The organism is Yinghuangia sp. YIM S09857 (genome assembly GCF_051388915.1).
In the GTDB taxonomy this organism is placed as follows: domain Bacteria; phylum Actinomycetota; class Actinomycetes; order Streptomycetales; family Streptomycetaceae; genus Yinghuangia.
The window spans coordinates 287,185-299,908 of sequence record NZ_JBPKBH010000006.1 but is presented as its reverse complement, the minus strand read 5'-3'; the positions used below and the strand labels follow the sequence as shown (position 1 = coordinate 299,908).

At 71.7% G+C, this 12,724-nt stretch carries 11 protein-coding genes; 1 reads left to right on the top strand and 10 read right to left on the bottom strand.

Features of this window, described 5'->3' with window-relative positions:
• From ACRX5S_RS15215 to ACRX5S_RS15205, 3 genes are all read right to left on the bottom strand, one after another.
• Positions 1-309 (bottom strand): hypothetical protein, encoded by a 309-nt coding sequence (locus ACRX5S_RS15215; RefSeq protein WP_436773437.1) that lies wholly within the window; start codon positions 307-309, stop codon positions 1-3.
• 178 nt (positions 310-487) lie between these two features.
• Positions 488-1,609: an adenosine deaminase gene (locus ACRX5S_RS15210; RefSeq protein WP_436773436.1), complete on the bottom strand. Its 1,122-nt coding sequence runs from the start codon at positions 1,607-1,609 to the stop codon at positions 488-490.
• A gap of 221 nt (positions 1,610-1,830) precedes the next feature.
• Positions 1,831-2,772: a LysR family transcriptional regulator gene (locus ACRX5S_RS15205; protein WP_436773640.1), complete on the bottom strand. Its 942-nt coding sequence runs from the start codon at positions 2,770-2,772 to the stop codon at positions 1,831-1,833.
• A gap of 195 nt (positions 2,773-2,967) precedes the next feature.
• On the opposite strand from ACRX5S_RS15205, the gene ACRX5S_RS15200 reads away from it, so the two are divergent.
• On the top strand, positions 2,968-4,347 hold the full coding sequence (locus ACRX5S_RS15200; RefSeq protein ID WP_436773435.1) for an MFS transporter: 1,380 nt from the start codon (positions 2,968-2,970) through the stop codon (positions 4,345-4,347).
• Here ACRX5S_RS15200 and ACRX5S_RS15195 read toward each other — a convergent pair.
• The 7 genes from ACRX5S_RS15195 to ACRX5S_RS15165 all read right to left on the bottom strand — a co-directional run bounded on the left by ACRX5S_RS15195 (position 4,284) and on the right by ACRX5S_RS15165 (position 12,544).
• A complete protein-coding gene (locus ACRX5S_RS15195) occupies positions 4,284-5,138 on the bottom strand; it encodes a 2OG-Fe(II) oxygenase family protein (protein ID WP_436773434.1) in 855 nt (284 codons plus the stop codon). The two genes, ACRX5S_RS15200 and ACRX5S_RS15195, sit on opposite strands and share 64 nt — an antisense overlap.
• A gap of 19 nt (positions 5,139-5,157) precedes the next feature.
• Positions 5,158-6,162 (bottom strand): NAD(P)/FAD-dependent oxidoreductase, encoded by a 1,005-nt coding sequence (locus ACRX5S_RS15190; RefSeq protein ID WP_436773433.1) that lies wholly within the window; start codon positions 6,160-6,162, stop codon positions 5,158-5,160.
• A 310-nt stretch (positions 6,163-6,472) separates the two neighbouring features.
• Positions 6,473-7,765 carry a thymidine phosphorylase gene (locus ACRX5S_RS15185; RefSeq protein ID WP_436773432.1) on the bottom strand — a complete coding sequence of 431 codons (1,293 nt, stop codon included), beginning with the start codon at positions 7,763-7,765 and terminating at the stop codon, positions 6,473-6,475.
• 19 nt (positions 7,766-7,784) lie between these two features.
• Positions 7,785-8,198: a cytidine deaminase gene (locus tag ACRX5S_RS15180; protein WP_436773431.1), complete on the bottom strand. Its 414-nt coding sequence runs from the start codon at positions 8,196-8,198 to the stop codon at positions 7,785-7,787.
• A 4-nt stretch (positions 8,199-8,202) separates the two neighbouring features.
• Positions 8,203-9,516 (bottom strand): ABC transporter permease, encoded by a 1,314-nt coding sequence (locus tag ACRX5S_RS15175; protein ID WP_436773430.1) that lies wholly within the window; start codon positions 9,514-9,516, stop codon positions 8,203-8,205.
• Entirely contained in the window at positions 9,516-10,925 is a 1,410-nt protein-coding gene (locus ACRX5S_RS15170) for an ABC transporter permease (RefSeq protein WP_436773429.1), read from the bottom strand. Before ACRX5S_RS15170 ends, ACRX5S_RS15175 begins: the two co-directional genes overlap by 1 nt.
• On the bottom strand, positions 10,922-12,544 hold the full coding sequence (locus tag ACRX5S_RS15165; RefSeq protein WP_436773428.1) for an ABC transporter ATP-binding protein: 1,623 nt from the start codon (positions 12,542-12,544) through the stop codon (positions 10,922-10,924). Before ACRX5S_RS15165 ends, ACRX5S_RS15170 begins: the two co-directional genes overlap by 4 nt.
• Between the last annotated feature and the right edge of the window lie 180 nt (positions 12,545-12,724).

The following is a 12,724-nucleotide window of genomic DNA, read 5'->3' as shown; positions in this document are numbered from 1 at the left end:
TCAGCCGAGGCCGGGGACCCCGGGCAGGCCGGGAAGCGCGTTGGTGGGCAGGGTCTGGGTCGCCGTCTGGGCCGCGGTGTCGAGGCCGCCGGTGACCTGGCCGGTCGGCAGGCTGTCGGTCACCCCGCTGATCGGGAACGGCCCGAGGGTGCCGCCGTTCTCCTGCGCCACCTTCGGCATCACGGGGACCTGCGGGTTGAGGAGTCCGGCGTTGCCGCCGGTCGCGGCCATCGCCGATCCGGCCGTGCCGGCCACGATCGCCGCTCCGAGCCCGACCGTGACAGCCGCCTTGCGCGTTACCGATCCCATGAGCATCCTCATCTTCCGGACGCGGCTCTTCCACGCCACGTGACTACGTGACCACGAAAGGTAGCGAAGGGAAGAGGCGGATTGCAAAACGCAAAAGGCCCGGGCGGCCCCTTGCCAGGGGGTGTCCGGGCCCTTTCGTCGGCGGTGGATCCGCGCCGGGTCCCGGGCGGGTCCGCGATCAGCCGCGGGGGAACAGCCATTCGGCGCGGAGGGCCGCGTACCCGGGCTTGATCACCTCGTTGATCATGGCCAGACGCTCGTCGAACGGGATGAACGCGGACTTCATGGCGTTGACCGTGAACCACTGCATGTCGTCGAGGTCGTAGCCGAACGCGCCGACCAGGTGCTCGAATTCGCGCGTCATCGACGTCCCGCTCATCAGCCTGTTGTCGGTGTTGACCGTCACGCGGAAGTAGAGCTTGCGGAGCAGGCCGATGGGGTGGTCGGCATAGGAGTCGGCGGCGCCGGTCTGGAGGTTGGAGGTCGGGCACATCTCCAGCGGGATGCGCTTGTCGCGGACGTAGGCGGCGAGGCGGCCGAGCGCGACGGAGCCGTCGTCCTTGACGTCGATGTCGTCGATGATGCGCACCCCGTGTCCGAGGCGGTCGGCGCCGCACCACTGCACGGCCTCCCAGATCGACGGCAGGCCGAAGGCCTCGCCCGCGTGGATCGTGAAGTGGAAGTTCTCGCGCTGGAGGTACTCGAACGCGTCGAGGTGGCGCGTGGGCGGGTGGCCGGCCTCGGCGCCCGCGATGTCAAAGCCCACGACGCCCTGGTCGCGGTAGCGGTTCGCGAGCTCGGCGATCTCCAGCGAGCGGGCGGCGTGCCGCATCGCCGTGAGCAGCGCGCCGACGCGGATGCGGCGGCCGGTCCGGAGGGCGTTGTGCTCGCCGAGGCGGAAGCCCTCGTTGACGGCTTCGACGACCTCGTCGAGGGTCAGCCCGCCTTCGAGGTGCTGTTCGGGCGCGTAACGGACCTCGGCGTACACGACGCCGTCGGCCGCCAGGTCCTCGGCGCATTCGGCGGCCACGCGCACCAGCGCCTCGCGCGTCTGCATGACGGCGCAGGTGTGCGAGAACGTCTCCAGGTAGCGCTCCAGCGAGCCGGAGTCGGCCGCTTCGCGGAACCAGGCGCCGAGCGCCACGGGGTCGTCGGTCGGGAGGTTGCCGTAGCCCACCGCGGCGGCGAGTTCGACGATGGTGGCCGGACGCAGGCCGCCGTCGAGGTGGTCATGGAGGAGAACCTTCGGGGCTCGGCGGATGTGTTCGGCCGAGGGCGAGGCTGCGTGTTGGCTGTGCATGGGCAGACTTTAGTACCTACGCGCGTAGAAGGCACGAATGTCAGATGAAGACGGGACCGGGGAAAGGTGGCCGTTCGGCTGGGCTCCCGTTCGGTTCGACGCGGCTCCGGAGCCGCTCCGGGGCCGGTCCAGAACAGCTCAGGGTCGGCTCGGGCTCAGCTCGCGTTCGACGGGGGCTCGGCGCGAGCTCGGCTCGTGCTCGGCGCGGGCTCGGCTCGGGCTCAGCTGCGACCCAGCAGCCTGCCGGTGCGGCCGACGACGAACTCGCGGAACAGCTTCACCGGCACGGTCTCCGGGCGCTCCCGCGGCCAGGCCAGCCCGATGGTGCGGTACGCGCGCGGCTCGGTGACCGCCAGTTGCACCGTGCCCGGGCGTACCGCCTCGGGTGCCGGGAGCAGCGCGACGCCGAGCCCGGCGGCGACCAGGCCGCGCAGCGTCTCGGCCTCCTCGCCCTCGAACGCGACGCGCGGTACGAACCCCGCCTCGGCGCACAGGGCGTCGGCGATGCGGCGCAGGCCGTACCCGGGCTCCATGCACACGAACTCCTCGCCCGCCGCCTCGGCCAGGCGCACCCGCCCGCGGTCCGCGAGCCGGTGGTCGGCCGGGACGACGAGGTAGAGCCGCTGCCGACCGAGGGCGCGTACCGCGAGGTCCGGGTCGTCGGGCAACGGCGAGGTCAGGCACAGGTCCAACTCCCCCGCCCGCATGCGGGCCAGCATCGACACGGCCGAGTCCTGCACGAGCGAGAAGCGGATGCCCGGGTGATCGGCGCGGAAGGCGCGCAGCAGGCCCGGCACCGCTTCGGGCCCCATGGTGTGCAGGAATCCGAACGCCACCTTGCCGCGCGCCGCGCTCACCTCGCCCTGGATCTCCTCGCACGCCTCGCCGAGCCGGTCCAGCACCGGTCCGACGGCGGCCAGCAGTGTGCGGCCCTGCCGGGTCAGGCGCACGCCGCGCCCGGTGCGCACCAGCAGCGGCACGCCCAACTCGGCCTCCAGGCGCGCCATGGACCGGCTCAGGGTCGGCTGCGGTACGCCCAACTCCTCGGCGGCCCGCGTCACATGCTCGGTGCGCGCCACGGCGGCGAAGTGCACGAGCCTGGGGACGAGCACGTCCAGCGGGTTCTCGGCCACGGGACCCGCGGCGGCCCGGTCGACCGGCATCCGGCTCGCGGGCGCCGGGTTCACGGACACCCGACTCGCGGGCTTCTGGCCTGCGGGCTTCTGTCCGACGGGCGCCCGTTTCGCGCCCTGGGTCGGCTGCTTCCCCCCGACTGACCTGCTCTCATACGACATGGCATCAATCATCACCGAAACATGCATTGGACGCATGACTCGGTGGGCCGTACGTTCGCCGGTATGTCCGCGTCGTCCGCACAGTCCGAGTCCGCCACACCGGAACCCGCCATACCGGGGACTCCCCCGGCCGTCCGTCACGCGAAGGGCACCGCCGCCTACCGCCGCGTCAACCTCGCGCTCTTCCTCGCCGGATGCGCGACGTTCGCGATGCTCTACACGACGCAGACGCTGCTGCCGCAGTTGTCCGGCGCCTTCCACCTCACCCCGGCGCAGGCCAGCGTGTCCGTCTCGGTGGCCACCGGCGCACTGGCCCTCGCGGTGATCCCGGTGAGCATGCTCTCCGAGCGGTGGGGCCGCACGCGGATCATGACCGTGTCGGTCTTCGCCGCCGCGCTGCTGGGTGTACTCGCCGCGTTCGCACCGGACTTCGGCACCCTGGTCGCACTGCGCACCCTCCAGGGCGTGGCGCTCGCGGGCCTCCCGGCGACCGCCATGGCGTACCTCGCCGAGGAGATCGAGGGCACCTCGCTCCCGGCCGCGATGGGGCTGTACGTCGCCGGCAACAGCATCGGCGGCATGGGCGGCCGCCTCGTGACGGGACTCGCGGGGGACCTCGGCGGCTGGCGCACCGCCCTCCTGTCCGTCGGGCTCGTCGCCCTCGCCTGCGCGATCGCCTTCCGCGTGCTGGTCCCGCGCTCCCGCAACTTCCGCCCCGCGGACCGCGGCGCGCGCGAACTCGCCGGAACGCTGCGCACCCACCTCGCCGACCCGGTGCTGCGCCGCCTCTACCTGCTGGGCATGCTCTTCATGGCGGCCTTCGGCACCGTCTACAACTACCTCGGCTACCGGCTGCTCGACGCTCCGTTCAACCTTCCGGAGGCGGTCGTCGGCGCGGTCTTCGTCATCTACATCGCCGGGACGTTCAGCTCCGCCGCCGCGGGCCGCATGGTCGGCCGGTTCGGCCACCGCACCACGCTGTGGGCGGCGTCGGCGGTCACCGCCGTGGGCGCGCTCCTCACGCTGCCGGACCACCTGGCCCTGGTGATCCCCGGCCTGATCGTCCTGACCGCCGGGTTCTTCGCCGGCCACGCCGCCGCGAGTGCCGCGGTCGGACTGCGCGCGACCCGCGGCCGCGCGCAGGCCTCCGCGCTCTACATCGCCGCCTACTACCTCGGCAGCAGTCTGGGCGGCCCGCTCGGCGGCGTGGCCTTCCACGACCTGGCATGGCCGGGCGCGGTCCTGTTCGTCCTGGCCCTGTGCGCGCTGGCCGCCGCCGTCACCGCGGGCCTGCGGAATCCGTCGGCCGCGGCACGGCGGACGGGGCCGGACGACGCCCCCCGTTCCGCCGCGGCGTCGCCCGCGGTCCGGCCGCGGGGTCAGTGGTCCATGAAGTCGGCGGACAGCCCGAAGAACTCCTGGGGGTTGCGCAGCACCCGCTGACGGATGTCCACATCGCGACCGTCCGGCGCGGACACGAAGGGCCGGACAGGCCGGTCGACCTCGGGGTTCACGAAGTACACGACGGACTTGCGTCCTTCGTGACCGTGGTTCCGGACGCGGTGGTAGAGCGGGGGGATCTCGCCGCCGGTCATGTCCGTCATGATGCTCCCGGGCATCACGAGAAGGTCGTCCCCGGCGAACGCGGCCGGCACGGCCTCGCCGTCGAGCATCAGCTCCAGCCCGTCCGCGCTCGCCCAGATGGTGCTGAGGAACACCGCGTCCTCGTGCGTCTCCTGGAGGAACTCACGTTCCCGGTCCTCAGGATAGGAGTTCACCTGGACAAAGGACGCCTCCGCGAAAGGCAGTTCGCCGCCGTGGCCGTAGTGGCGGCAGATTTCCGCCATGATTTCCGCGACGACGGCCGCGACCATCGCGCGATAGTCCGCCAGGCAATCAAGAAACGCCGCCGCCTCGCGGCCGCGCGGGATTCTTCTCGGCGTCGTGGTCCAGTACAGGAACGATTCGTTGACGTCCGGGTATTCGGGCGACCGGGCGTACGCGGACCGCACCGGGCGATATCCCGCGTTGCGCGCATCCGTGGCGTACCGCATTTTCGCCGCGGTATCGAGCGCGAAGAACTCCGCGGCGCTCGCGCACAGCCGGCTCTGCACGGCGGCCTGACGGGCACCGAGACGGATCACGGCGTACCCGTGCCGACGGATCGCCGCGAACACGCCCCCCTTGCCGAGGCCGGTGCCGGTGCCGCCCAGAGCGTTCGCCGAGATAGTCATCGCTGCGCGGATCCTCTTCCTAGGACGCGATCTCGGCCCCCGACGCGGAGTCGGCGCCGAGGATCTTGGCGGTCAGGTCCACGGCGCAGCCCCAGGCCAGCGAGAAGCCCGCGCCGCCGTGGCCGTAGTTGTGCGCGAGCCGGTGGCCGTTCGGCAGTTCCTCGACTTCGAGGCAGACCTCCGGGCGGACCGGCCGCAGGCCGACGCGGTGGTCCAGGATCGCGGCCTCCAGCAGCAGCGGCTCGACGGCGCCGCAGCGGCGCACGATGGCCTCGGCGGCCGCCTCGTCCGGGACCATCGTGGTGCTGTCCGGCTGCTGCGAGCCCCCCAACGTGACCACCTGGTCGTGCGGGTAGAAGTAGGTGTACTCGTCGCTGTCCGGCGTGTCGTCGCAGAAGAACCGGTCGACGCCCGGGTTGCGCACCACGACGACCTGGCCCTTGAGCGGCTGCACGGCCGCGTCGGGCACCAGCGTGCGCGCCCCCGAGCCGGTGCAGTTCACCACGATCGGGGCCTCGACGACGGCCTCGGTGAGCGAGGTGTACGTCCGCGGGCACACGCGGCCGCCCGCCCGCTCGAAGCGGCGGATCAGGTGCCGGAGGTACGCGGGGGCGTCCGCGATCGGGATGCTCAGGCGCCACCCGGTCTCGAAGCCGGGGTGCAGTTCCTCCGGAGCGCACATCTCGACCTCGACGGCACTGGCCCAGAACGGGAGCGAGCACGGCACCCGCGACTCCTGCGTCCCCTCGACCCACCGGACCCCGGTCTCCGCGGGGTCGTCGGTCAGCCGGGTCAGCTCCTCCAGCGACATCAGCGACCACTTCAGCGCCCGCGAGGTCGGTTCGGCGAGGTACGGGTCCCACGCCGCGCCCGCGGCCGCCGATGTGGTCTGCCAGGGCGGCCTGGATGTGTCCACCCGCACCTTGAGGCCCGCCTCGGCCAGGCACACCGCGGTCGACAGGCCCACGACCCCGGCCCCCACCACCACCACATCGGTATTCCGCGCCACCGACGTCTGCGTCATCACTGTCCTAATCTCGGCTTCGGGTGAGCGTGGCGCATTCGGCTCCGCGGCGAGTCGCTCCCCGTTCCCGGGCCGAGGAATTTCCGGGGATCCTCGGTTTCGGCGAGAGGGCGGCCGGGTGCTCCAGGATCGGATAATGCGCAGATGTGCCACCCGAGCGGCCGGAACGTGGAATTCCCCGCTCAGGCCGGATTCCGGCACGCGCAACGGGACCGCTTATGTGCGCCCGGCAATGTGCCGCCCGGGGCGGGGCGGTTCTGACGTATTCGGGATACCGCCCGCACCTGGCCGCGCAGGCGGCCGGAGCCGGTCAGGAAGTGGGGCCGATACGGTCGATGACGATCGGCGTCGGGGTGAACCCGGTGCCCGGGGCCGCGATGTCGTACGCGTCGGCGACCGCTTCGAGGGCGTAGTCGAACCGCTCGGGGGTGTCGGTGTGCAGGGTCAGCAGGGGCTGGCCCTGGGCCACCGTGTCGCCGGGCTTGGCGTGGATCTCGACGCCCGCGCCGGCCTGGACGGCCTCCTCCTTGCGGGCGCGTCCGGCACCGAGGCGCCAGGCCGCCACGCCGACGCCGTACGCGTCGAGGCGGGTCAGCACGCCGGAGGTGCCCGCCGCCACCACGTGTGTCTCGCGCGCGGTGGGCAGCGGGGCGTCCGGGTCGCCGCCCTGTGCGGCGATCATGCGGCGCCAGGCGTCCATCGCGGAGCCGTTCTTGAGGGCTTCCGCCGGATCCCGGTCGGCCGCGCCCGCGGCGGCCAGCATCTCGCGGGCCAGGGCCAGGGTGAGTTCGACGACGTCGGCCGGGCCGCCGCCCGCCAACACCTCGACGGACTCCCGGACTTCGAGGGCGTTCCCGGCGGTCAGGCCCAGCGGGGTGGACATGTCGGTCAGCAGCGCGACCGTCTTGACGCCGTGGTCGACGCCCAACCGGACCATCGTGCGGGCGAGTTCGCGCGCGTCGGCGAGTTCCTTCATGAACGCGCCGGTGCCCACCTTGACGTCCAGCACGAGCGCGCCGGTGCCCTCCGCGATCTTCTTGCTCATGATCGAGCTGGCGATCAGGGGGATGGCCTCGACCGTGCCGGTGACGTCACGCAGCGCGTACAGCTTCTTGTCGGCGGGGGCGAGGCCGTCACCCGCCGCGCAGACGACCGCGCCGACCGACTCCAGGACGGCGAGCATCTCGTCGTTGGACAGCAGGGCCCGCCAGCCCGGGATCGCCTCCAGCTTGTCGAGCGTGCCGCCGGTGTGGCCGAGGCCGCGTCCGGACAACTGCGGTACGGCGACGCCGCACGCGGCCACCAGCGGCGCGAGCGGCAGCGTGATCTTGTCGCCCACGCCGCCGGTGGAGTGCTTGTCCGCGGTCGGCCGCGACAGGCCGGAGAAGTCCATGCGCTCGCCGGACGCGATCATGGCGTCCGTCCAGCGGTTGATCTCGGCGGACGTCATGCCGTTGAGCAGGATCGCCATCGCGAGCGCGGACATCTGCTCGTCCGCCACTTCGCCGCGCGTGTAGGCGTCGACCACCCAGTCGATCTGACTGTTGGTCAGCTCGCCCCGGTCGCGCTTCGTGCGGATGACGGAGATGGCGTCCATGCTCAACAGGCTCCTCGCTTCGCGGTCAGGTCAGGTTGTCGGGACCGAAGGCGTCCGGCAGGACCTCGCTCATCGGCCGGACGCCGCGCGCGGTGTCCACCAGCAGCCCCGGACCGCCGTGCTCCCACAGGAGTTGGCGGCAGCGACCGCACGGCATCAGCACCGCGCCGTCGCCGTCGCAGCACGTGAACGCGACGAGGCGGCCGCCCCCGCTCATGTGCAGCGCTCCCACCAGACCGCATTCCGCGCACAAAGTCACGCCGTACGACGCGTTCTCGACATTGCAGCCGACGACGGTGCGCCCGTCGTCCACGATCGCCGCGGCGCCCACCGGGAACTTCGAGTACGGCGCGTACGCGTGCGTCATCGCCTCGCGCGCCGCCTCCCGCAGTGCCTCCCAGTCGACGTCCGCCGCCTGTGCCGCCTCGGTACCGGACATGCCGTCAGCCCTTCGTGTAGGGCTTGTTGGCCGCGGCGGGCGGCCGCACCCTGCCCACCAGACCGGCCACCGCGAACACCGTGACGATGTACGGCAGCATTTGCAGGAACTCCGCCGGGATCGGCGTCTGGAGCGGTTGCAGCGAGGTCGCGAGCGCCTTCGTGAAACCGAACAGCAGCGCCGCCGCCACCGCGCCCAGCGGGCGCCAGCGGCCGAAGATGACCGCCGCGAGCGCGATGTAGCCCGCGCCGGACGCCATGTCCTTGCTGAACGTGCCGACCGTGCCGATGGTGAGGAACGCGCCGCCGACACCGGCGATGAGGCCCGCCCCCGACACGTTCAGGTACCGGGTGCGCCGCACCTTGATGCCGACCGTGTCGGCCGCCGTCGGGTGCTCGCCGACCGCGCGGGCCCGCAGGCCCCAACGGGTGTGGAAGAGGGCGAGGTGGACGGCCGCGATCAGGACGTACATCAGGTACACGATCACGTTGACGTCGAACAGCACCGGGCCGATCACCGGGATGTCGGACAGCCCGGGGATCGCCCAGGCGTCGAAGGTGCCGGGGTTGTTGTACTTGTCGCTGTTCGGCCGCAGGAGCTGCGAGTAGAGGAAGCCCGTCATACCCGCGACGAGCAGGTTGATGACGACACCGAGCACGACCTGCTCGACCATGTAGCGCACCGCGAAGACGGCGAGCAGCAGGCCGACCAGACCGCCGGAGATCGCGCCGGCCACCAGACCCGCGTACAGCGAGTCGGTGATCGAGCCGACCAGCGCCGCGGAGAACGCGCCGGCCAGGAACTGGCCCTCGATGGCGATGTTGACGACGCCGGAGCGCTCGCCGATGACGCCCGCGAGGGCGCCGAGGATGAGCGGCGTCGCGGCGAGCATGGTGTTCTGGAGCGCGCCCGCGAAGGACATCTGCTTGCCCGCGATGGCCCAGCTCAGGAACGCCACCACGAAAGCGATCACGAACACCGCGGCGCTCAGCCGCCGGGCGAGCGTGGAGCGGTCCAGCAGGATGCGGGCGACGCCCGCCGCCATGCACACGATCGACATCGCGATGGCGGTGCCGCGCGCGGCCACGTCCAGGTCGCCGACCTCCGGGCCGGAGCCCGAGACGGTCATGCCGAAGACGACGTCGACGCCGCCCTTGGTGCCGAAGCCGAAGGCCCACAGCGCGTCGGCGCCGATCAGGACGAAGCCGATGCCGGTGATCAGCGCCCGGCGCCAAGCGGCGGCCGCGAGCGTGCGCGCCGCGGCCCCGGTGGCCTCCTGCGGCGCCTCCGCCTCGGGGGTGATGAGAGTGTTCGACATCAGACGGCCTCCGCCCCTGCGGTTTCCTTCGCCACCAGGCCGCCTTCGCCGCCCTTGTGCGCGCCCTTGAGGCGGAAGATCGTGCGGACCAGGGCGGGTGCCGCGACACAGAGCACGATCACCGCCTGGATGACCATGACGATGTCGATCGACACGCCCACGGCCGCCTGCATCTTCGAGCCGCCCGCCTGCAACGCGCCGAACAGCAGCGCCGCGAAGACGACGCCGACCGGCTTGGTGCGACCGAGCAGCGCGACCGTGATGGCGGTGAAGCCGAGGCCCGCGTCGATGGTCGGGCTCAACTGGTGGCCCGCGTTGTACGGGCCGGCGAGCTGCGAGACGCCGACCATGCCGGCCATGGCGCCCGCGATGGCCATCGCCACGATCTGCGCGCGTCCGACGCTCATGCCCGCGGTGCGCGCGGCGTCCGGGTTGGAGCCGACCGCGCGCAGCTCGAAGCCCATCGTCGAGCGGTTGAGGATCCACCAGTAGAGCACCACCGCGGCGAGCGCGAGGATGATGCCGAGGTTGATGCGCAGTTCGTCGCCGAACAGCCGGGGCAGCAGCGCGTCGTCGTCCAGCGGCTTGCCGATCGGCTGCTGCTGGTCCTCCTCGCGGAACGTGTCGGTGGTCAGCAGCCACGCGAGGAAGTTCAGCGCGATGTAGTTGAACATGATCGTGACGATCACCTCGTGGGCGCCGAAGCGCGCCTTGAGGACGCCGGCCAGCCCGGCGTAGACCGCGCCGCCGAGGATGCCGCCGACGATCACCAGGATCAGCAGCAGCGCGCCCGGCAGGTCGAACGTGAAGCCGACCCACGACGCGACGATCGCGCCCGCGATGAGCTGGCCCTGCGCGCCGATGTTGAACAGGCCGGCGCGGAAGGCGATGGAGACCGCGAGGCCGCCGAAGATCAGCGGGGTGGCCTGCGAGATCGTCTCGGAGATCGGGTTGAGGATGTAGGGCGCGTAATTGCTGTCGAAGGTGCCCGGGTCGACGATCGCGCCCTTGAAGAGCGCGACGTACGCGTCCTTGACAAGGTCCCACGACGCGGACAGCGCGTCGCCCGGGTCGTCGAAGAAGTACTTGTACTTGTCGAGGACGTCCTGGTTCGACAGGACGATCAGGACCGCGCCGACGAGCAGGGCCAGCACGATCGCGAGGAACGTCACGACGGCCGAGTTGCCGGTGACGATGCCGTCGATCACCTGGCGTCCGAAGGACTTCTGCGGCTTCGCCTTGGGCTTGGCCGCGGCGATCGCCGCGACCGGCTTCTCGGCGGACGTGTCGGCGGGCTGCTCGGACGGCGTCTTGGGCGACTGCTCCCTCGGCTCCTCCGTCGGCTGCTCCGCGGGCCGCTCGGGTGTGCCGTCCGCGGGCTTCCCGCCGTCGTTGTTCGCGTCGCTCATGCCTGCCCCTCCTCTCCACCGGTCGTGTCGTCGTCGCCGGCCTCGGCGCTCTCGATGTCCTCGACGTCCAGCTCCAGCGACGGACGCGTGGCGGCCTTCTCCAGCAGCGCGGGGTCCTCGACCCCGGCCATCAGCAGGCCCAGTTGCTCACGTGTCGCGGTCGGCGGCACGATGCCGACGATGCGGCCGCGGTACATCACCGCGATCCGGTCGGCGAGCGCGACGACCTCGTCCAGCTCGGTGGAGACGATGACCACCGGCGTGCCGACGTCCCGTTCGGCCACGATGCGCTGGTGGATGAACTCCATCGCGCCGACGTCCACGCCGCGGGTCGGCTGCGAGGCGATGAACAGCCGCAGCGGGCGCGACATTTCGCGGGCCACCACGACCTTCTGCTGGTTGCCGCCGGACAGCGAGCCCGCCGGGCTGTCGATCGACTGCGTGCGGATGTCGAACTCCTCGACCCGCTGGTACGCGTTCTCCCGCACCTTCTTGGGGTTGATCGCCACGCCGCCGCCGTAGGGCGGACGGGTGACCAGGTCGAGCACCAGGTTCTCGGACACTGTGAACTCGCCCACGATCCCGTCATGTTGGCGGTCCTCCGGGACGAACCCGACGCCCGCGTCGAGCGTCTTGCGCGGGCTGAGCGCGGTGATGTCGCGGCCGTCCAGCCGGATCCGCCCGGCGGCGGGCCTGCGCAGCCCGAGGATGGCCTGGGTCAGCTCGGTCTGGCCGTTGCCCTGCACGCCCGCGATGCCGAGGATCTCGCCCTCGCGCAGTTCCAGGTCCACGCTGTCCACCTGGACGTTGCCGAGGTCGTCGAGCACCGTGACGCCTTCGAGGGTGAACCGCACCTCGCCCGGCTGCGCGGGCTCCTTGCGCACCACCAGGTCCACGGGCCGGCCGACCATGAGCGAGGCCAACTCGGTCTCGGAGGACGACGGGTCGGCGCTGCCGACGACCTTGCCGCGGCGGATGACCGTGATGCGGTCGGCGACGGCCTTGACCTCCTTGAGCTTGTGGGTGATGAAGACGATGGAGTGGCCGGAGTCGCGCAGCGCGCGCATGACCCGGAACAGCTCCTGGGTCTCCTGCGGCGTCAGCACCGCGGTCGGCTCGTCCAGGATCAGCACCTTGGCGTCGCGGACCAGGGCCTTGAGGATCTCTACGCGCTGCTGGAGGCCGACCGGCAGGTCCTCGACGGTCGCGTCCGGGTTGACCTCCAACCCGTACTCGGCGACCAGGTCGAGCACCTTCTTCCGGGCGCGGCGGCGGTCCAGCCAGCCCAGCGCCTGGGTCTCCTCGTTGCCCAGCATCACGTTCTCGGCGACGGTGAACACCGGGACGAGCATGAAGTGCTGGTGGACCATGCCGATACCGGCGTCGATGGCGTCGCCCGCGGTCCTGAAGGTGCGCGGCTGCCCGTCCACGACGATCTCGCCCGACGTCGGCTCGTAGAGCCCGTACAGGACGTTCATCAGCGTCGACTTGCCGGCACCGTTCTCACCGAGGAGGCAGTGGATCTCTCCGGGCTCGACGGTCAGATCGATGTGGTCGTTCGCGACCAGCGATCCGAACCGTTTCGTGATCCCGCGCAGTTCCAGCTTCAGCGCGGTCACCTCCTCAGCGGCGCGGCGCCCCGGGCGGCGGGGCGTGCGGGGGGATGGTCAGGGGTGTGGGTACTCGGTGCGGTGCCGGGCGGTGGGGGCGGAGTTCCGGCAAGGCTCCGAGTGGGCTCCGGATTGGCTCCGGCTTGGCTCCGGCTTGGCTCCGGCGCAAGCTCCGGTGAGCCTCCGGGT

Bases quoted from the DNA above. Each gene is read 5' to 3' on its own strand.
- ACRX5S_RS15215 (WP_436773437.1), bottom strand. From the start codon at position 309: ATGGGATCGGTAACGCGCAAGGCGGCTGTCACGGTCGGGCTCGGAGCG.
- ACRX5S_RS15210 (WP_436773436.1), bottom strand. From the start codon at position 1,609: ATGCACAGCCAACACGCAGCCTCGCCCTCGGCCGAACACATCCGCCGA.
- ACRX5S_RS15205 (WP_436773640.1), bottom strand. From the start codon at position 2,772: ATGCCGGTCGACCGGGCCGCCGCGGGTCCCGTGGCCGAGAACCCGCTG.
- ACRX5S_RS15200 (WP_436773435.1), top strand. From the start codon at position 2,968: ATGTCCGCGTCGTCCGCACAGTCCGAGTCCGCCACACCGGAACCCGCC.
- ACRX5S_RS15195 (WP_436773434.1), bottom strand. From the start codon at position 5,138: ATGACTATCTCGGCGAACGCTCTGGGCGGCACCGGCACCGGCCTCGGC.
- ACRX5S_RS15190 (WP_436773433.1), bottom strand. From the start codon at position 6,162: ATGACGCAGACGTCGGTGGCGCGGAATACCGATGTGGTGGTGGTGGGG.
- ACRX5S_RS15180 (WP_436773431.1), bottom strand. From the start codon at position 8,198: ATGTCCGGTACCGAGGCGGCACAGGCGGCGGACGTCGACTGGGAGGCA.
- ACRX5S_RS15175 (WP_436773430.1), bottom strand. From the start codon at position 9,516: ATGTCGAACACTCTCATCACCCCCGAGGCGGAGGCGCCGCAGGAGGCC.
- ACRX5S_RS15170 (WP_436773429.1), bottom strand. From the start codon at position 10,925: ATGAGCGACGCGAACAACGACGGCGGGAAGCCCGCGGACGGCACACCC.